Source organism: Agromyces sp. Soil535, from assembly GCF_001428255.1.
In the GTDB taxonomy this organism is placed as follows: domain Bacteria; phylum Actinomycetota; class Actinomycetes; order Actinomycetales; family Microbacteriaceae; genus Agromyces.
Genome location: NZ_LMRW01000012.1, coordinates 292,171 through 311,469, shown reverse-complemented (window position 1 = coordinate 311,469; position 19,299 = coordinate 292,171). Strand labels below are relative to the sequence as shown.

Here is a 19,299-nt window from a genome sequence, read left to right as displayed (position 1 = left end):
CTTGTGGGGCGGACTACGGCGAGTCTACCGAGGCGCGTCGAACGGGCCGAATCCGTGACGGGCGGCCACGGGTCAGTCGCAGCTTCCCGTCGTCGCGAGGCTCGCCTCGTCGAGTCGGAGGCCGCTCGCCTCGAGGGTGACGGTTGCACCGGCGGGGTCGACGGTGAGCTGCTGCACCTCGACACCGGCAGGCAGGTGATCGGCGACGCACACGGGCACCGGGTCATCGCCGAGGAGTCGCTCGACGATGCCCGACACGTCGATCGAGCCGCCGCCGGCGGCGACCTCCACGCCGACCGGTTCGAGCAGCACCGTGTCGCCCGCCGCGGTCGGTCGCGCGGTGACCGTGTACTCGATGCGCAGCCCCAGGAACCTCGTGGACCCGGTGTACCCGACCGTGCCGTCGCCGAACGCGAGGTCGCCCTCGACGCCCTGCACGCTGACCAGCCGGTTCACCGCGGCCGCGTCGGCCTCGATGGTGGCGGACATCCGCTCGACCGGCGCCGCGAGGTCGACGGGCACGCCCTCGCCGACGACGTCGACCGAGATCGGCACGCCCTCGACGGTGAGCTCGGGGGCGGAGAGCTCGACCTGCTGCATGGTGCCGGAGAGGTACTGCGCGATGACCGAGAGCCCGCCGATCGTGACCTGCACGTCGCCCTCGACGCCATCGGGCAGGTTCGCCTCGATCTGCTCGGCGAACCGTGCCTCTGCGATGTTGCGGACGATGACATCGGCCACCACGACGAGGGCCGCGAGCGCGGCCACGACCGCGGCGATCGTGATCCACACGCGCGTGCCCCGGCCGAGTGAGCGGCGACGCGGGCGGTCGCCGCCTGTCGCGTCCCGTGGCCGGGCGGCCGCGGACGGCGCCGGGGAGGCCGTCGCTCCTGCGGGCGAGATGACCTCCGTCTGCTGCTCGTCCACTGGGATGATCGCGGTCGCGCCGGTGTCGTCGGGCTCGCCGGGCACCGCCCCGCCCGCGGCATCCGTCTCCCGCGGCTCGTCGCCCTGCCCCGGCTGCGTCACATCCGCACCGGTGCGGAGACGCCGAGCAGGTCGAGCCCGTTGCGGATGACGGTGCCGGTCGCGTCGTTCAGCCACAACCGGGTGCGGTGCAGGTCGCCGATGGGCTCCTCGCCGAGCGGCAGCACGCGGCAGTTGTCGTACCAGCGGTGGTAGAGGCCCGCGAGCTCCTCCAGGTAGCGGGCGACGCGGTGTGGCTCGCGCAGTTCAGCGGCCTGCGCCACGACGCGAGGGAACTCCTGCAGCGCGCCGAGCAGCGCCGACTCCGTCTCGTGAGTGAGCAGCTCGGGCGCGAACGAGGAGCGGTCGACCCCGGATGCCGCCGCGTTCAGCGCGAGCTGCGTGGTGCGCGCGTGCACGTACTGCACGTAGAAGACGGGGTTGTCGTTGCTGCGGCGCTGGAGGATCTCGGGGTCGATCGTGAGCGGCGAGTCGGCCGGGTACCGCGCCAGCGTGTACCGCAGCGCGTCGGTGCCCAGCCACGCCTGCAGGTCGTCGAGCTCGATGATGTTGCCTGCGCGCTTGGAGAGCTTCGCCCCGTTGACGCTCACGAGCTGGCCGATGAGCACCTCGATGTCGCGCTCGGGGTCGTCGCCCGCGGCACCGGCCAGGGCCTTCAGGCGGTGCACGTAGCCGTGGTGGTCGGCGCCGAGGAGGTAGATCTTGTGCCCGAACCCGCGGTCGCCCTTGTCGAGGTAGTACGCGGCATCGGCGGCGAAGTACGTGTAGATGCCGTTGCCGCGGCGGATGACCCGGTCCTTGTCGTCGCCGAAGTCCGTGGTGCGCACCCACACCGCGTCGTCCTCGTCGTAGACGTGCCCCTGGGCGCGGAGCCGCTCGACCGCCGTGTCGATGTCGGACAGCCCGTCGTCGTCCTTGACGTGCAGGCGACGCTCGCTCGTCCAGATGTCGAAGTGCACGTTGAACCGCTCGAGCGAGCGGCGGATCTCGGCGAATTGCAACTCGTACGCGATCTCCTTCGCCGTGTGCAGTGCCACGACGTCGTCGAGCTCGAGCAGCTTCGGCTCGCGCTCGAGCACCCGGGTGGCGAGGTCGGCGATGTACGTGCCCGGGTAGCCGCCATCGGGGGTCGGCTCGCCCTTCGCAGCTGCGAGCACCGAGGCGCCGAAGGTGTCCATCTGGTTGCCGGCGTCGTTGACGTAGTACTCGTTCTCGACGTCGGCGCCCGCGGCCCGCAGCACGCGGCCGATCGAGTCGCCGAGGGCCGCCCACCGGGTGTGGCCGATGTGCAGCGGCCCGGTGGGGTTCGCCGAGACGAACTCGAGGTTGATGCGACCGCCGGACGCGAGCGAGTCGCCGCGACCGTACGCGGGACCCGCATCGACGATGGCCTTGGCGAGGGCGCCCGCCGCGGCTGCGTCGAGGCGGATGTTGATGAAGCCGGGACCCGCGACCTCGGCGCTCGCGACACCGTCGATGCCTGCCAGCGCGCCGGCGAGCTCGGTCGCGATCTCGCGAGGATTCGAGCCGAGCGGCTTGGCCACCCGCATGGCGATGCTCGACGCCCAGTCGCCGTGCTCGCGCAGCTTCGGCCGCTCGAGGGTGACATCGCCCGCGGCGAGCTCGAGGCGAACGTCCTCGCCGGCCGCCCGGCGTCGCTCGACGAGCCCGTTCACGAGGTCGAGGAGGGCACGCGAGAGGTCGTCGGGAGTCACCCGCAAATCCTACCCGGCACGGTTGATAGGGTTCGTCACATGCCGCGCACGCCCTACCTCGCCCGAACCCGTCACGCCGGCCTCGCACTCGTCGCTGCGGCATCCGTCGCCCTGCTGGCCGGATGCACGCCAGAGGCGACCGAGCCCACCGGATCGGCGGCGCCGACCGCGGCTCCGACCGAACCGACGGCGGCCCCCGAGCCGACCGAGACGGCCGAACCACCGACGCCCTTCCCGATCGCATGCGACCAGCTCGTCACCGCAGAGCAGCTCTACGCGTTCAACCCGAACTACGGCGCCGACCCCGGCTACGAACCCGCCGCCGACACCGTGGTCGCGCTCGTCGACGAGGATGCCGGCACCGCCTGCGGCTACCTCAACCAGACGAGCGGCGAGGTGATCGAGATCGGCGTCGCGACGCCGACGACCGCCGCCGGCGAGGCGCGCCGCAACGACGCCGCGCTGTCGAGCAAGCCGGTGCCGACCTACGGCACGCCGCCCGACGTCGAGGGCTACTTCGTCCACGTCGGCGGCACCGGCGAGGCGCAGGTGTTCCGTGGTCCGTACTGGGTCGTCGTCGACTCGACGGCGCTGTTCGAGCCGGGCGACGCGCAGCAGCTCGTCGCCGCCGTGCTCGAGAACCTGCCCGCGGCCTGACGGACGGCCGATGGCGGCGAACTCCTCGACGGGAACGCCCTCGTGGCTGGGGGCCGTCAACGATCGCGCCGGACTCGCGGTGCTGCTCGAGCACGGACCGCTCACGCGGAACCGCATCTGCGAGCTCGTCGGGGTCTCGAAGCCCACGGCGTCGCAGATGATGTCGCGCCTGCTCGCCGCCGGCTTCATCGAGGAGCGCGGGCGTACGTCGGGTTCCGCCGGCCGCAGCGCCGTGGTCTACGCAGCGCGCACCGACCGCCCACTCGGCGTCGCCCTCGACCTCGACGCCTTCGAGCTCCGCGCCACGGTCGTCGACGCGACCGGAGGCGGGCGCCCGGTGGTGCGGATGCCGTTGCCTCACGATCCGACGGAGCGCTCCGCCGTCGACGAGGTGTCGCGGGCGATCGTCGAGGCGAGCGAGGCGGCCGGCACCGACCCCACGGTCGTGCACTCCGTCTGCATCGGCATCCCCGGCTACGTCGACCCGGGAGAGACGGGCGAGCTCTTCAGCGAGACCCTGCCCGGCTGGCCGGTGCGCGGCCTGCGCCCGATCCTCGAGGCGGAGCTCGGGCGGGCCGTGCACGTCGAGAACGACGTGAACCTCGCCGCGGTCGCGGAGCGCGAGCTCGGGGCAGGGGTCGACAACGGCTTCTTCGTGCTGCTCTGGCTCGGCAACGGCGTGGGCGCGTCGTTCGACGTCGCGGGCGACCTGCACCGCGGCACCTTCGGCGGAGCCGGCGAGATCGGCTTCCTGCCGCTGTCGGCGGCGGCGAGCGCCATCGACCCGAGCGCGCACAGCGCGCAGGACCTCGTCGGCGGTCGCGCCGTCGCGCTGCTCGCACGCCACCACGGTCTCGACGTCACCGGCTACCACGCGGCGCGCGCCGCGCTCGCCGAACCCGAGGCCGAGGAGGCGCGCACCGCCGTGTTCCACGACCTCGCCGAGCGCGTCGCGCACGTCGCGCTCCCCCTGCTCGCGACCCTCGACCCGGGGCGCCTCGTGCTCGCCGGGCCGACCGCGAGCCTCGGCGGCGAGGCGTTCGCGCAGGAGGTCGGGCGCGGCATCCACCGTCTCAGCCGCTGGTACCCGGAGGTGGTCGCCACGCGCGTCGACGGCGACCCGGTCCTCATGGGCGCCCGGATCCAGCTGGCCGGCCGGGTGCGCGAGGAACTGCTCGACACGGTCGCGAGCGTGAGCCTCGCCTGAAGCGCCGCATGGGCGGCCGACGTGTCGGAGGCGGGTGCGCGCAGTGGTAGTCTTTCCAACTGTGCGCCTCCGTAGCTCAGGGGATAGAGCGCCGGTTTCCGGTACCGTAGGTCGGGGGTTCGAATCCCTCCGGGGGCACTCCGGGCGATGACGTCGCCATCGCCGTTCGGGCTCCGCAGAGGAGGCTGAGATGGGCGAGTTCACTGGCTGGCCGGGTCGCGCGCTGGAGTTCTACAGCGGGCTCGAGGCCGACAACTCGAAGGCGTACTGGACCGCCCACCGGTCCGAGTACGACACGTTCGTCCTCGGGCCGATGCAGGCGCTGCTCGAAGACCTCGAGGGCGAGTTCGGCGAGGGACGCATCTTCCGCCCCTACCGCGACATCCGGTTCAGCGCCGACAAGACCCCGTACAAGACCGCGATCGGCGCAACGCTCGGCGGCTCGGGGTACGTGCACTTCTCCGCCTCGGGCCTCGGTGTCGGCGCCGGATGCCACGTCATGGCGCCCGACCAGCTCGCCCGGTTCCGCGCGGCCGTCGAAGAGGACCTCAGCGGCGAGGCGTTGATCGCAGCCGTCGCGGCCCTGGAAGCCGACGGCGTCTCGGTGACGGCCCGCGAACGGCTGAAGCGCGTTCCCCGCGGCGTGGACCCCGAGCACCCGAGGGCCGACCTGCTCCGCGACAAGGACCTCGCAGCCTGGATCGAGTGGCCGGTTTCGCCCTGGCTGCACACGGCCGCCGCCGAGGACCGCGTCGCCGAGGCGCTGCGCGCCTCGCGGCCGCTGACGGACTGGCTCGACGCGCACGTCGGTCCGTCGGCCGCCGAGCGCACTCGCTGACGCGCGGACTCCCCGCCGACCGTGCGGTGCATGGTGGCCCGTCAGCTGGGTCCGGCCCGGACCGGTCGATACCCGCGGCGATACGCTGAGCGAAGCGACCCGTCGGCCACCCAACGAAACGCGCCCATCGTTCGTCTGAATGGGTGACGGCGGATCCGCCGCCGTCGGGAGGAGATCGCGTGGCCCGCGCGTGGGACGAGGTGGCGACGACGCTCGTCGTCGAGCGCGGCGACGCGCTCAGCCGCTACGCCTACCTGCTCACCGGCAGCGTCGACGACGCGGCCGACCTCGTGCAGGAGGCCCTCGTGCGCACCTTCGGCAGGCCCCGTCTCGGGCTCACGCTGCCGCGCGCCGAGGCGTACGTGCGCCGCGCCATCCTGAACCAGGTCATCGACCGGTCGCGTCGCGACAGCACCTGGCGCCGCGTTCGCCACCTCGCCGTGGCGCCGCCGAGCGTCGATTCGGCCGCCGACGCCAGCGACGACCGCCTCGACCTGCTCGGGCGGGTGCGGAAGCTGCCGCCGCGGCAGGCCGCGTGCATCGTCCTGCGGTACTACGAGGACCTCACCGTCGACGGCATCGCCCGGGTGCTCGGCATCAGCTCGGGTGCGGTCAAGCGGTACCTCAGCGACGGCCTGCGCTCGCTCTCCTCCTCGATCGATCCGGCGGGCGCGCGTTCCGCGCGGACGGGAGGCGAGAATGTCAGCACCTGATCCCACCGGGCTCGGCGAGGGCCTGAAGCGGGCCGCGGATGCCGCGAGCCCGCGCCCGGTCGACGTCGACGCCGTCCTCGCGGCGAGCCGCTCTCGTCGGCGGGCGCGACGCACCGCGATGGTCGCCGGCGCGGGTGCGGTCGCGGTCGTGCTCGCCGTCGGCGGGCTCGTGTTCGGGCTCCAGCAGACCGGTGGCGGGTCCACGACCGCGGACGCGCCCGTGGTGTCGGGGTCGGCCGAGTCGTCCGACGCCGTGCCGGAGGCGGCGCGGGGCGAAGACGCGGCATCCGGTCTCATGCTCGTCGCGCCCGAGTCGGTCAACCTGTGCGGCGCCCCGGTGGCGACGGCGACGGATGCCGCGACGAGCCCGCTCGCGGTGACGGTCGCGCCGCCCGCCGCGCCGCTCGCGCCCGACGGGACCGGGTCGGTCGAGGTCACCGTGACGAACACAGGCGTTGAGCCGGTCACCGGTGACCTGTCGGTCGTTCCCGCAATCACCCTCGCCCAGACCGGTGACGCGGTGTGGCACTCGAGCGGCACCTCGGACGCGGGCATGGCGCCGATCGCGTTGGCGCCAGGAGCATCCCTGACGCTTCCCGCCGAGGTGACCGCCCAGCGCTGCACGACGGCTGACGACCAGGGTGCCGGCCTGCCCGGCGACCTGCCGCCGCTCGAGCCTGGCGACTACGCCGTGGGCGCGATCCTCGTGTTCACGTCGGCGGCCGACGGTGCGAGCATGCTCCTGGTGTCGCCGTTCGCCCCGCTCACCGTGGAGTGATCCGCCAGCACCGTGGACGAGGGGACGACCTCCCCATAGACTCGGGATGGTCCGCTCGGACGGGGGAAAGGCACTGGTGCATGGCGTCGGTACGTCGCAGTTCCGGAGTTCTGGGGATCATCGCGGTGGCGATGCTCACGATCGGCGCACCGGCCGTCGCATGGGCCGAGGACCCGGTCGGGTTCGGGTCGAGCCCGGTCGTCGACACCGTCGGCGCGCTCGGCGACCGGCTCGATGAGGTCGAGGCCGCGATCGACGGTGCCGCCGACTCGAGCGGGCGGCAGCTCTTCGTCGCCTACGTCGACGAGTTCACGAATCCCGAGGCCGCCGACGCGTGGGCCAGCGACACGGCCATCGCCAACAACATGGGCGCCGAGGACTACCTGCTCGCCGTCGCCATCGACGGACGCGCGTACTACCTCTCCGCGGACTCCGAGGCGTCCATCCCGGAAGATGAGCTCCAGCGCATCATGCTCGAGGTCATCGAGCCGCAACTCCGCGACGGGAACTGGGCACAGGCCGCGATCGACACCGCAGATGCGCTCGCCGACGGAGGCGGAGGCGGCGGCTGGGGCTGGGTGTGGTTCCTCGTCATCGGCGCCGTGGTCGTCGCGATCATCGCCGTCGTGCTCTCCCGCCGACGGAGGCGGAGGCAGGCCGCCGGCGGTGGCGTCGCGGCCGGCCCTCCCCAGCCCCCGATCGACGAGCTCAGGCGGCAGGCGGGCAGCGCCCTCGTGCAGGCCGACGACGCCGTGAAGACGAGCGAGGAGGAGCTCGGATTCGCCGTCGCCTCCTACGGCGACGCGGCCACCGCCGACTTCAGCGCCGCCCTCGAGGGCGCGAAGGCCAAGGTCGCGGAGGCGTTCGCGATGCAGCAGCAGCTCGATGACGCGCATCCCGACACCGACGACGAGCGGCGCGCCTGGTACGGCGGGATCATCCGCCTCGCGGGCGAGGCCGACGCCCTGCTCGACGAGCAGGCGGACCGGTTCGACGAGCTTCGGGCGCTCGAACGCAACGCGCCGGCCGAGCTGGAACGCGTGCGATCCGAGGCGGATGCGGCAGCGCCTCGACTGGCGCCCGCGTCGCAGCGCCTCGCGGCGCTCACGGCGCAGTACGCGGCATCCGCCGTCGCGCCCGTCGCCGACAACCCCGCGCAGGCCGAGGCCCGCATCGGATTCGCACGGCAGGCGCTCGAGCAGGCGGCGACCGCGATCACGGAGGGGCGACCGAACGACGCCGCCGTCGGCATCCGCGCGGCCGAGGAGTCGGTCGACCAGGCAACCCTGCTCGCCGACGCCGTGGAGCGGCTCGCCGCCGACCTCCAGACCGCCGACCAGGCGGTGGCGGCCGGGGTCGCCGACCTCGAACGCGACGTGCAGGCCGCCCGGGGGCTCGGCGACCAGGGCGCCGCGGCGCTCGCCGATCGCGTGGCGAGCGAGGCGGCCGCGCTCCGCGCCGGCATCGGCGCGCCCGGCCGCGACCCCCTCGTGGCCCATGCCCGCGTCGAGCGGGTGAACGCCGAGATCGACGCCGCCATCGCGGGCGCGCGGGATGCCGCCGAGCAGCGCGCGCGAGCCGAAGCCCAACTCGGGCGCACGCTCGCGACGGCCAGGGCCCAGGTGCAGGCGGCCGAGGACTACCTCGTGGCGCGCCGCGGCGCCGTCGGCGCCGAGGCCAGGACGCGCCTCGCAGAGGCGGGACGACTGCTCGTCGAGGCGGAGGGCCTGGCTGCGCCAGACCCGGCGGCGGCACTCGCGACCGCCCAGCGTGCGGAGTCCCTCGCCCGCACGGCCATGTCGCTCGCCCAGCAGGACGTCGGCGGGTTCGGCGGTGGCATGGGCGGCGGCTACGGCGCGCCGCAGGCCGGCGGCAGAGGCGGCGGCGACCTGTTCGGCGCCGTGCTCGGCGGCATCCTCATCAACTCCGTGCTCGGCGGAGGCGGACGAGGCGGCTTCGGCGGCGGTGGCGGCGGCTTCGGCGGCGGCTTCGGGGGCGGCGGGCGCCGCTCGCCGGGCAGCTTCGGCGGCTCCGGCACGAGGTCGCGCCGCGGGGGCGGAGGCCGCTTCTGAGCGCCGCGACCACCCGACACGCCGACACGGGCGGCTCGACGACCTCCGACGACCGCCACCGACGACCTTCGACCAGCACCGACCACCACCGAAAGGAACCACCATGGCAAAGCAGTCCATCTTCGGCCGCATCTCGCAACTCCTGAGGGCGAACATCAACGCGCTGATCGACCAGGCCGAGGATCCGCAGATGATGCTCGACCAGATGGTGCGCGACTTCACCAACTCCATCGCCGACGCCGAGGCCGCGATCGCCGAGACGATCGGCAACCTGCGCCTCCTCGAGGACGACCACCGCGAGGACGTCGAGGCCGCCCGCGAATGGGGCGAGAAGGCCGTCGCCGCGAGTCGCAAGGGCGACGAGCTGCGGTCGGCCGGCGATGCGGTCGACGCCGACAAGTTCGACAACCTCGCCAAGGTCGCGCTCAGCCGCCAGATCTCGGCCGAGAACGAGGCGAAGGCCGCCGAGCCGCAGATCGCCGCGCAGACCGAGGTGGTCGACAAGCTGAAGTCGGGCCTCAACGGCATGAAGGAGAAGCTCGTCCAGCTGCAGAACAAGCGCTCCGAGCTCGTCGCGCGGGCGAAGACCGCCCAGGCGCAGAGGCAGGTGCAGGACGCCGTGAAGTCGATCGACTTCCTCGATCCCACGAGCGAGATCGGCCGCTTCGAGGACAAGATCCGCCGCGAGGAGGCCGTCGTCCGCGGCCAGGCTGAGCTTGCCGCGTCGAGCCTCGACGCGCAGTTCAACGAGCTCGACGACCTCGGCGAACTCACCGAGGTCGATGCCCGCCTCGCCGCGCTGAAGGCCGGGGGCTCGTCGCAGGGCGCCATCTCGGGCTGACCCGGGCGATCGACGGATGCCGCGGCTCACGGCGGGCCGCGGCATCCGTGCGTGCGCGATACTGTGAGGCATGCCCGCTACGTTCGTCGTCGTCCCCCTGTGGCAGGGTTCCGTGTCGGCTCGCGCGATGAGCCATGCCGACGGTGCCATCGCGATCCAGGGCGACCTCCCGTCCGCCGCCACCATCGTCGTCGAGGTGCCCGTCGAGGCGGGTGACTCGCTCGGCACCGGAGTGCGGAGGTACAGCGCGCTGCGCCGCGTGCGCGAGCGGGCCGAGGAGGCGCTCGCGCTGGTCCCCGACTGGGCCCTCACGATCGGCGGCGACTGCAGTGCGTCGCTCGCCGCCGTCGCGCATGCGTCGCGCCGCACGGGCGGCGACCTCGCGGTGCTCTGGCTCGACGCGCAGCCCGACCTGAACACGCCCGAGTCCTCGCCGTCCGGCGGCTTCGGGGGGATGACCCTCCGGGCGATCGCGGGTGACGGCGCGGAGGGACTCGCCCTCGATGAGACGACGAAGGTGGCGCCCGCGCGCCTCGTGCTCGGCGGCATCCGCGCGATCGACGACGAGGAACGCCGGTTCATCGACGAGCACGACGTGACCGTGCTCACCGTCGAGGACCTCTCCGACCCCACCGTGGTCGTCGCGGCGCTCGAGCAGACCGGCGCCTCGCAGGTGTTCGTGCACATCGACCTCGACGTGCTCGATCCCTCCGCCCTGGCCGGGCTGTCGTACCCCATGCCCTTCGGCATCGACGCCGCCGCACTGGCGGCACTCCTGCGTGCGGTCGCGACCCGATTCCCGCTCGCGGGCGCGGCGATCGCCGGGTTCGCGCCGAACTCGCCCGAGTCCGCGAACGACGACCTCCCCACGATCCTCCGACTCGTCGCCGCGCTCACCTCCGGCGACCGTGCGGCGCGGAGCGACGAGGCACCCGAGGCCGACGCCGTCTGAGCCTGCTGGTCGCGCCACCACGGTGCGGCCCGTCGGCCGTTCTGCCTAGGCTTGGGCCAGGCCGTCGGCGTCCGCCGGGCCGGAGGGAGACACATGCAGCGCGAGGTGGACGTGGTCGTGCTGGGCGGGGGCCCGGTCGGCGAGAACGTCGCGGATCGGGCACGCGCGGGCGGCCTCGACGTGGTGCTCGTCGAGCACGAGCTCGTCGGCGGCGAGTGCTCGTACTGGGCCTGCGTGCCTTCGAAGACCCTGCTCCGGAGCGCGGCGGCCCTGCGCGCGGCCCAGCGCGTCGCGGGCGCGGCGGGGGCTGTCACCGGACCTCTCGACGTCGAGGCCGTGCTCCGCCGGCGCGACTACTGGGTATCCGACTGGAGCGACCATGGCGCCGTCGGCTGGCTCGAGAGCATCGGCGTCGAACTCGAGCGGGGGCACGGACGCCTCGACGGGCCCCGGCGCGTCGTCGTCGAACGCCCCGACGGCACAGAGGTCGCGCTCGTCGCCCGTCACGCCGTCGTCGTCTCGACGGGCTCCGACCCGGTCGTGCCGCCCATCGTCGGCCTCGCCGAGGCGGACCCGTGGACGAGCCGCGACGCGACGAGCGTCGAGCATCCGCCTGCGCGACTCGCGATCATCGGCGGCGGCGTCGTCGCGGTCGAGATGGCGACCGCATACGCCGGCTTCGGCACCGAGGTCACCGTGCTCGCCCGCAGCCGCCTGCTCGGCGGCATGGAGCCGTTCGCCGGGGATGCCGTGGCGGCCGGGCTCCGCGGGCTCGGGGCATCCGTGCGGCTCGGCGCGCAGCCGACGCAGGTCGAGCGCAACGCATCTGGCAACGTCGTGATCACGCTCGACGACGAGTCGACGGTCACCGCCGACGAGGTGCTCGTGGCGACGGGGCGGAAGCCACGCACCGGCACGATCGGGCTGGAGACCGTCGGGCTCGAGCCCGGCTCCTGGATCGAGGTGGACGACACGCTGCTCGTCTCAGGTGCCGACGGCGGGGGTGAATGGCTCTACGCGACGGGCGACGTGAACCACCGCGCCCTCCTCACCCACCAGGGCAAGTACCAGGGGCGTGCGGCGGGCGACGTGATCGCCGCACGCGCACTCGGCCGCGGGGTCGACGCCTCGCCGTGGGGCGTGCACGCGGCGACGGCCGATCACTCCGCGGTGCCTCAGGTCGTCTTCGCCGAGCCCGAGTGCGTCGCCGTGGGGCTCACGGCCGCGGCCGCCGAACGTGCCGGCATCGAGGTGCGCATCGCCGACGTCCCGATGCAGTCCGCGAGCGGAGCGGGCATCCTCGCGGACGGCTACGAGGGCCGCGCGCGGCTCGTCGTCGACGCCGGGCGGGGCAACGTCATCGGCGCGACGTTCGTCGGGCAGGATGTCGCGGAACTCCTGCAGGCCGCGACGATCGCGATCGTGGGCGAGGTCCCCGTCGACCGGCTCTGGCACGTCGTGCCGGCGTTCCCGACGATGAGCGAGGTGTGGCTGCGCCTCCTCGAGGACCTCGGCCGGCCTGAGGTCGCGGCGTGAGCGGGCGGGTGCTCCGGATCCGCCTCACGGATTCGCCGATCAGCCGCGCCGGCTACTGGTGGGCGACCCTCGTCGGCTTCGTCTGGGGCTTCCTGTGGAGCACGGGCCCCATCGAGGTGCGGCAGGGCCTCGTCGTGTTCACGGGGATGCCGAAGTGGACCTTCGGTCGCGGCGGCGCGTGCGTCGGCGGGTGCTATCTCACCGATCGGAACGCCGGCGACGTCGTGCTCGGGCACGAGGCCGTGCACAAGGCGCAGTGGCGGAAGTACGGCATGCTCTTCCCCGTGCTCTACCTCATCGCGGGGCGGAACCCGCTCGGCAACCGCTTCGAGATCGAAGCGGGCCTCGAGGCCGGCGGCTACGTCCCGCGGCGCCGGCGCGCCGACCGTTCCGCCCGCTGAGACGCCGAACGGCCCCGATACGACCGTCGCGGCATCCGGGCCACCGTCTTGCCGCCGTGCGGGCGGCGCCGGTCAGCTCGCCGGCTGAGCGGCCGCGGACAGCGACGCGACGAGCTCGTCGAGCCCGTACGTCAGCGACAGGGCGGTGGGCGGCGAGACCGCAGCGATGAGCTCGGTTCCGACGACCTGGGCGACCTGGCCGCGGGCCACGGCCGGGATCGCCTGGACCGGCCCCGAGGCGAGGAACGCGTCGGCCTCCTCCTGGGTGTCGTGGTAGCTGATCACGAGGTCCGAGTCGAGCTGGTCGAGCTGCTCGTAGCTGAGCGTGTAGTAGAACGGCGAGTCGCCGTTGGCGAGCTCGGCGACGGCGGGCGCGTCCTCGAGGCCGAGCGCCGAGAGGAACTCCACGCGCGAGTCCTCGGGCGTGTACACGTAGAACGTGCCGGCGACGTCCCAGACGGCCGCAACGGTCAGCCCATCGAGCTCGGGGTGGGCCTCGGCCTGCGCGGCGAGCTCGGCGTCCAGGTCGTCGAGCACGCCCTGCGCCTCGTCCTCCATACCGAGCGCGGTGCCGACGGAGGTGACGACCTCGCGCCACGGGGTGGTCCACGGCTCGTCGGGGTAGGCGACGGTCGGCGCGATCTCGCTGAGGAGCTCGTACTGCTCCTCGGTGATGCCCGAATACGGCGCGAGGATCACGTCGGGCGCGGCCTCGATGATCTCCTCGTAGGGCGGGCCTTCGCCGTCGTCGGTGAGGATGGCGGGAGTCTCCTCACCGAGCTCGTCGAGCCTCTCTGCGACCCACGGGAGCACGCCGTCCTCGTTCGCGCCGTAGGTCTGCTGGGCGATCGCCACGGGCACGACACCGAGCGCCAGCGCGGCCTCGGCGCTCCCCCACCCCCAGGTCGCCACACGCTCGGGCGCGGCGGGGATCTCGGTCTCGCCGAACGCGTGCTCGATGGTCACCGGGAACGTGCCGTCGGATGCCGCGGAGGTTCCGTTCTCCTCGGGCGCCGCCGAAGCGCATCCGGCGAGGGCGAGAGCCGCTGCGACGGCGGCGAGGACGGCGATCGTGCGTCGGGCGTGCATGAACTCCCTTTCGAGTGGGCGGATTGAGGTTAGCCTAACCTAAATATCGCGCCCGTGAAACCTGCCGATCGGCACGACCATCGGCGACCCGGCGACGGGGTCCGTGGCCACCACGCAGTCGACGCCGAACGCGGCGCCGACGGTCTCCGCGGTCATGACGGCCACCGGGTCGCCCTCCGCCGCGATGCGCCCGGCGTCGACGACGACGAGGTGGTCGGCGTAGCGCGCCGCGAGGTTCAGCTCGTGCAGCACCATCACCACGGTGGTGCCGTGGTCGCGGTTCGACTCGGTGAGCAGGTCGAGCAGCTCCAGCTGGTGGCTCACGTCGAGGAAGCTCGTGGGCTCGTCGAGCAGCACGATGTCAGCGCGCTGGGCGAGCGCCATCGCGATCCACACCCGTTGCCGCTGGCCCCCCGAGAGCTCTGCGACGGCCCGGTCGGCGAGCTCGGCCGTGCCCGTCGCCGCGAGCACCTCGGCCACGATGAGGTCGTCGTCGCTCGAGCGTCCGCCGAACCAGCCGCGGTGCGGATGCCGCCCACGCGATACGAGCTCGGCGACGAGCACGCCGTCGGGCGCCACCGGCTGTTGCGGCAGCACCGCGACGCGACGCGCGAACTCCTTCGGCGCGTACGACCGGATGTCGCGGCCGTCGAGGGTGACCCGCCCCGACTCGGGGCGCATCAGCCGCGCGAGCCCGCGCAGCAGGGTGGACTTGCCACTCGCGTTCGGCCCGACGATCGCCGTGATGCGCCCATCGGGGATCTCGAGGTCGAGTCCTTCGATGACGGGGCGGCCGTCGTAGGCCAGCGCCAGGGACTCGGCGCGGAGCGCATGGGGTGCCGACCGGGTCATCCGTCCGATCCTTTCCGGTTGCCTCTCGCGATGAGCCAGAGGAGGTAGGGCGCGCCGATGAGGCCCGTCACGATTCCCACAGGCACCGCGATGCCCGCGAAGGCGTGCTGGGCCACGAGGTCGGCCACGAGCACGATGGCGGCGCCGACGATGGCGGATGCTGCGAGCGCCGCTTGCCCGTGGCCCACGAGCGCCCGTGCGATGGGTGCGGCCACGAGGGCCACGAACGCGATGGGCCCGGCGAGGGACGTGGCCACGGCCACGAGCGCGACCCCGAGCACGATCGCCACGGCGCGAGCACGGGTGGCGTCGAGCCCGAGCGAACGCGCGCTGTCGTCGGAGAGGGCGATGAGCGGCATCCGGGGCGAGAAGACCGCCGTGAGCCCGAGGAGCACCGCGAGCGCGACCCCGGCGGTGGCGAGCTCGGGCCAGCCGGTCGTCGCGATTCCGCCGACCATCCACACGAGCGCCTCGGATGCCTCGCGCACGGCGGCGCGCGTGATGAGCCAGCCGAGCAGGCCCGCCACGATCGACGCGAGCCCGATGCCGACGAGCACGAACCGGATCCCGGTGAGGCCGTCGCGCCACGCGAGGCCCCACATGAGCGCGGCGACGACGAGCGCTCCCGCGAACGCGGCGACGGACACGGCCGGTCCTTCGAGTCCGAGGACCAGCATCGACCCGACCGCGGCGAGGCTCGCGCCGCCCGTCACGCCGAGGATGTCGGGGCTCGCGAGCGGGTTGCGCAGCGTCGTCTGGAAGAGCGCGCCGCCGAGGCCGAGGGCCGTGCCCGCGATGATCGCGGCGAGCACGCGCGGCAGGCGCAGCCGCACGATCACGAACTCGGCCTTCGCCGAGCCCTCCCCGGCCAGCGCGGCGAGCACGTCGCCGACGCCGAGCCCCGCCGCACCGAGGAGCAGCGACGCGACCGCGGCGGCCAGCGCGAGGAACGACGCGACGACGGCGACCGTGGCGGCTCGCCGCCGCCGCCGCCCGCGAGTGCCGGCCACCCGGACCGCGAGGGCATCGATGGAGTCGGCAGGCGGCACGGCGGGCGCCGCGATCGGCGCGGCGCTCACAGCGACACTCCCTTCGTGCGGCGCACCAACGCGATCAGCACGGGCGCGCCGACGATCGCGGCGACGATGCCCGCCTCGAGTTCCGCGGGCGCCACCACCACGCGCCCGATGACGTCTGCAGCGAGGAGCACGATCGCCCCGAGCACTCCCGACAGCGGGGTGAGCCAGCGGTAGTCGCCGCCGACGAGCCCGCGCGCGGCGTGTGCGACCGCCAGGCCGAGCAGTGCGATGGGGCCGGCGAGCGATGTCGCGGTGCCGGCGAGCACGATGACGGCCACCGCGGTCACGACCCGCGTCGTCCCGAGGCGCACGCCGAGCCCGCGGGCGACATCGTCACCGAGCGCGAGCAGGTTGAGTCGGCCCGCGAGCCAGCCGGCGAGCAGGAGCCCCACGACCAGGAACGGCCAGAGCACCGCCGCCGTCTCGAGCCCTCGACCCGAGAGCGACCCGACCGACCAGAACCGGTACTGGGAGAGGGTGCCCTGGTCGCGGATGAGGAGCAGCGTGACCAGGGGCGTCGTCGCCGCGGTGAGGGCGGCGCCGGTGAGCGCGAGCTTCGCGGGGGTGGCGCCTGCTCCGCCTGTCGAGCCGATCGCGAACACGACGGCGGCGGCGAGCGCGGCACCGCCGAACGCGAACCAGATGAAGCCGAACGGCGAGGCGATGCCCAGGAATGCGATCGCCGCGACGACCGCGAGGGAGGCCCCCGCGTTGATGCCGAGGAGCCCAGGATCGGCGAGCGGGTTGCGCGTCGCACCCTGCAGGATCGCGGCGACCACCCCGAGCGCGGCGCCCGCCATGATGCCGATGACGGCGCGTGGAAGCCGGAGGTCGCGCACCACGACCTGGTCGGCGTCGCCCGCGACCGGCGCGATGAAGGCCTGGAGGACGACGTCGAACGGCACCTGTCGTGTGCCGATGGCGAGGCTCGCGACCGCGACGACGGTGAGGAGCCCGAGTGCGATCGCGAGCGTCGCCGCCGGCGGCATCCGACGCCCGGCCGGCCGGCCGGGCGTGCCGGTCGGCTGCGTCACCGTGGCGGCGCGCGGCATCCGTTCGGTCACCCCTCGTCAGTCGAGCTCGGCGCGACCCATGCGCCAGTAGCCGATGAAGGCGACCTGACGGCGGTCGAGGCCGGCCTCGCGCACGAGGAAGCGGCGCAGGGTGGTGATCGCGGATGCCTCGCCCGCGAGCCAGGCGTAGCAGTCGCCATCGAGGCTGTGCCCCTCGGGGACGTCCCAGAGGGGCGTGTCGGGCAGGTCGGCCTGCTCGGCGGCCGCGAGCGCGGTGGCCGCGTCGACGTCGGCCGTACGGGCGACGCCGCGTGCCGCGAGGTGACGCACGACCCAGTCGCGCACCGCCGGAATGAGCAGGCCGCCGTGCAGGCAGTCCGCATCCTCACGGGCCAGCCAGCGGACCTCGACGCCCGCCGGTGCGCGCACTCCGAGCCGGTCGGCGTGCGCGGGCACCTCGATGAGGGCGATGCCGGTCGCGTCGGACGGGAGCGACTCGAGGATCGAGGCGATGGCGGGCGCGGCGGTCTCGTCGCCGGCGAGCAGGAGGGTCTCGACCTCGCCGGGCCGCCAGTCGATGCCGACCGTGCGGCCGGGGCTCAGCTCGTCGGGCCCGATGAGCACGACCTCGTCGCCGGGCGCGGCCGTGGCCGCCCATGCCGAGGCGGGCCCGGCGTCCCCGTGCCCGACGAACACGATGTCGACCTCGCGCGCCTCGGGGCGCACGGCCCGCACCGTGTAGGTGCGGAACGGGTTTCGGAGCCCCGCCGGGAGCTCCCGCCAGGCGCCGTACCAGTCGTCGCCCTCGGGGAAGGCGGCGAACCCGACCCCGGGCAGCGGCAGCACGACCTTCACGCGCTGGTCGAGGCCGGCCGTGCCGAACTCGTCGAGGTCGTCGCCCGCGAAGGTCACGCTCGTGAAGTGCCGCGCGAGGCGTTCGACCCGGGCCACCCGCACTCGGAAACTGCGGTAGGCGGGGCGCTCGCGCGGTGCGGCTTCAGCGAGTGAGGTAAGCATTACCTAAGTCTTGCACACGGCAGCGCGCGCATCCCATCGTGACGTCACGCGCCGCGACGCGAGCCGACACGCCGTCTCACCAGTTCGGCGGATGCCGGTGCCCACGCCGCACCCGACGCTCGAGTTGCGCGCCGAGCCCGAACAGCGTCGCCTCGCCGCCCGGACGCCCGATGAGCTGCACGCCCATCGGCAACCCCGCCGCGGTCTCCTCGACCGGGACCGTGATCGCCGGCAGCCCCGCCACGTTGACGAACGAGGTGAACGGGGTGAACTGCACCTGCTGCGCGAAGTTGCGCTCGCCATCCTGCTGGTCGTACCAGCCCACTGGCGGCGGCGTCAACGCGAGCGCCGGCGTCAGCACGGCGTCGAACGGCGCGAACCGGCGGATGACGCGCTCCTCGAAGCCCGCGAGCCAGACGATGGCCTCGGCGAGCTGCCTGGCCGGCAGCGCGCGCCCGCGTCGGAGGAGCCAGCTCGTGAGCGGTTCGAGCAGCGCCTCCTTCTCGCCGTCGACGGGGATGGTCGCGGCCCCCGCCTGCCAGATCGTGCGGAACGCGGCCGGATAGCCCGGTTCGGGCTCGGGCGTCATCGCCTCGATGCCATGGCAGAGGCCCTCGAACACCGCGATCGCCCGGTCCAGCGCGGACCGCGCCTCGTCCCCCACCTCGATCTCGTAGGCCTCGTCCCAGGGCGAGTCCGTCATCACGCCGAGCTGGAACCGTCCCTCGCCGCGGATCGCCGCACCCAGGTACGGTCCATCGTCTCCCGGCGCCCGTACCGCGAACCGGTGCGCGGCGGGGTACCCCGCCGGCGCGATCATGCCGTCGAGGAGCAGGGCCGCATCCGCGACGTTGCGCGCGATGGGTCCGGCGACGCCGAGCCCGGCGAGGGTCGCGAGCCCCGACCCCGCCGGCACGCGCCCACGCGTCGGCTTCACGCCCACGAGCCCACAGGCCGCTGCCGGGATCCGAATCGAGCCGCCGCCGTCGGTCCCGGGCGCGAATGGGAGCATCCCGGATGCCACGGCGGCCGCCGCTCCGCCGCTCGACCCGCCTGCGCCGAGCGACGGGTCCCACGGGTTCCGCGTCGGCGGGCCGGCGAGCCCCTCGGTGTACGACGGGAGCCCGAACTCGGGGGTGGCGCTCTTGCCGAGGCTGACCGCGCCGGCGAGGTCCACCGCCTCCACGAGATCATCGGAGTCGTCCGGCACGAAATCGGCGAATGCGCGTGAGCCGAACCGGGCTGGCACCCCGGCGCGCCGGTGCAGGTCCTTGTCGGCGAGCGGCAGGCCCCAGAGCGGCGCCGCAGTCGGCACGTGTTCCTCGACGTGCCGAGCCCGTGCGAGGGCGGTGTCGGGCGTCACGGCGGCGAACGCGCCGACCGCGCCGTCGAGCCGCGCGATGCGGTCGAGGTAGTGCTGCGCGAGCTCGACCGGCGACACCTGCCGACGCTGCAGCAGCTGGTGGAGCTCGAGGGCGGTGTACTCGTGGAGCTCGGTCATCCTCCGAGCCTACGGTCCGCCACCCTCCTGGCCGCCCGGGTGATGACACGT

Annotated in this window: 18 protein-coding genes and 1 tRNA gene; 11 read left to right on the top strand and 8 right to left on the bottom strand. The window is 73.8% G+C overall.

Features of this window, described 5'->3' with window-relative positions; genetic code table 11:
- Window positions 1–72: 72 nt before the first annotated feature.
- Window positions 73–1,029 carry a DUF2993 domain-containing protein gene (locus ASG80_RS10805; RefSeq protein WP_056730422.1) on the bottom strand — a complete coding sequence of 319 codons (957 nt, stop codon included), beginning with the start codon at window positions 1,027–1,029 and terminating at the stop codon, window positions 73–75.
- Complete coding sequence (locus ASG80_RS10800; RefSeq protein ID WP_056730421.1) at window positions 1,026–2,702, bottom strand: arginine--tRNA ligase; 1,677 nt, start codon at window positions 2,700–2,702, stop codon at window positions 1,026–1,028. The genes ASG80_RS10805 and ASG80_RS10800 overlap by 4 nt, the downstream gene beginning before the upstream one ends.
- A 39-nt stretch (window positions 2,703–2,741) precedes the next feature.
- Between ASG80_RS10800 and ASG80_RS10795 the strand changes: the two genes are divergently transcribed.
- The 11 genes from ASG80_RS10795 to ASG80_RS10745 all read left to right on the top strand — a co-directional run bounded on the left by ASG80_RS10795 (window position 2,742) and on the right by ASG80_RS10745 (window position 12,697).
- Window positions 2,742–3,359, top strand: coding sequence for a hypothetical protein (locus ASG80_RS10795; protein ID WP_056730420.1), 618 nt, complete (start codon window positions 2,742–2,744; stop codon window positions 3,357–3,359).
- A 10-nt stretch (window positions 3,360–3,369) separates the two neighbouring features.
- Complete coding sequence (locus ASG80_RS10790; RefSeq protein WP_056730419.1) at window positions 3,370–4,566, top strand: ROK family transcriptional regulator; 1,197 nt, start codon at window positions 3,370–3,372, stop codon at window positions 4,564–4,566.
- A 65-nt stretch (window positions 4,567–4,631) separates the two neighbouring features.
- Window positions 4,632–4,704 (top strand) — tRNA-Arg (locus ASG80_RS10785).
- Window positions 4,705–4,756: 52 nt separating this feature from the next.
- Window positions 4,757–5,404, top strand: a complete 648-nt coding sequence (locus ASG80_RS10780; protein ID WP_056730418.1) for a DUF2461 domain-containing protein — start codon at window positions 4,757–4,759, stop codon at window positions 5,402–5,404.
- Between the two features lie 179 nt (window positions 5,405–5,583).
- Window positions 5,584–6,117, top strand: a complete 534-nt coding sequence (locus tag ASG80_RS10775; protein WP_056730416.1) for a sigma-70 family RNA polymerase sigma factor — start codon at window positions 5,584–5,586, stop codon at window positions 6,115–6,117.
- Window positions 6,104–6,895: a hypothetical protein gene (locus tag ASG80_RS10770; protein WP_056730412.1), complete on the top strand. Its 792-nt coding sequence runs from the start codon at window positions 6,104–6,106 to the stop codon at window positions 6,893–6,895. Before ASG80_RS10775 ends, ASG80_RS10770 begins: the two co-directional genes overlap by 14 nt.
- An 80-nt stretch (window positions 6,896–6,975) precedes the next feature.
- Window positions 6,976–8,967, top strand: coding sequence for a TPM domain-containing protein (locus ASG80_RS24790; protein ID WP_056730409.1), 1,992 nt, complete (start codon window positions 6,976–6,978; stop codon window positions 8,965–8,967).
- Between the two features lie 103 nt (window positions 8,968–9,070).
- Window positions 9,071–9,808 carry a PspA/IM30 family protein gene (locus ASG80_RS10760; protein ID WP_056730405.1) on the top strand — a complete coding sequence of 246 codons (738 nt, stop codon included), beginning with the start codon at window positions 9,071–9,073 and terminating at the stop codon, window positions 9,806–9,808.
- Window positions 9,809–9,878: 70 nt separating this feature from the next.
- Complete coding sequence (locus ASG80_RS10755; RefSeq protein WP_056730403.1) at window positions 9,879–10,760, top strand: arginase family protein; 882 nt, start codon at window positions 9,879–9,881, stop codon at window positions 10,758–10,760.
- Between the two features lie 93 nt (window positions 10,761–10,853).
- Window positions 10,854–12,296, top strand: a complete 1,443-nt coding sequence (locus tag ASG80_RS10750; RefSeq protein WP_056730401.1) for an NAD(P)/FAD-dependent oxidoreductase — start codon at window positions 10,854–10,856, stop codon at window positions 12,294–12,296.
- Window positions 12,293–12,697 (top strand): hypothetical protein, encoded by a 405-nt coding sequence (locus ASG80_RS10745; protein ID WP_056730399.1) that lies wholly within the window; start codon window positions 12,293–12,295, stop codon window positions 12,695–12,697. The genes ASG80_RS10750 and ASG80_RS10745 overlap by 4 nt, the downstream gene beginning before the upstream one ends.
- Window positions 12,698–12,769: 72 nt before the next feature.
- Here the strand turns inward: ASG80_RS10745 and ASG80_RS10740 are convergent, their stop codons facing one another.
- From ASG80_RS10740 to ASG80_RS10715, 6 genes are all read right to left on the bottom strand, one after another.
- Window positions 12,770–13,786: an iron-siderophore ABC transporter substrate-binding protein gene (locus ASG80_RS10740; protein WP_056730397.1), complete on the bottom strand. Its 1,017-nt coding sequence runs from the start codon at window positions 13,784–13,786 to the stop codon at window positions 12,770–12,772.
- Window positions 13,787–13,825: 39 nt separating this feature from the next.
- Complete coding sequence (locus ASG80_RS10735; protein ID WP_056730396.1) at window positions 13,826–14,638, bottom strand: ABC transporter ATP-binding protein; 813 nt, start codon at window positions 14,636–14,638, stop codon at window positions 13,826–13,828.
- Window positions 14,635–15,717: an iron chelate uptake ABC transporter family permease subunit gene (locus ASG80_RS10730; RefSeq protein ID WP_235508273.1), complete on the bottom strand. Its 1,083-nt coding sequence runs from the start codon at window positions 15,715–15,717 to the stop codon at window positions 14,635–14,637. Before ASG80_RS10730 ends, ASG80_RS10735 begins: the two co-directional genes overlap by 4 nt.
- Window positions 15,714–16,781 carry an iron ABC transporter permease gene (locus ASG80_RS10725; RefSeq protein ID WP_235508272.1) on the bottom strand — a complete coding sequence of 356 codons (1,068 nt, stop codon included), beginning with the start codon at window positions 16,779–16,781 and terminating at the stop codon, window positions 15,714–15,716. Before ASG80_RS10725 ends, ASG80_RS10730 begins: the two co-directional genes overlap by 4 nt.
- A gap of 6 nt (window positions 16,782–16,787) precedes the next feature.
- Window positions 16,788–17,747 carry a siderophore-interacting protein gene (locus tag ASG80_RS10720; RefSeq protein WP_056730394.1) on the bottom strand — a complete coding sequence of 320 codons (960 nt, stop codon included), beginning with the start codon at window positions 17,745–17,747 and terminating at the stop codon, window positions 16,788–16,790.
- 76 nt (window positions 17,748–17,823) lie between these two features.
- Entirely contained in the window at window positions 17,824–19,248 is a 1,425-nt protein-coding gene (locus tag ASG80_RS10715; protein WP_056730392.1) for an amidase, read from the bottom strand.
- Between the last annotated feature and the right edge of the window lie 51 nt (window positions 19,249–19,299).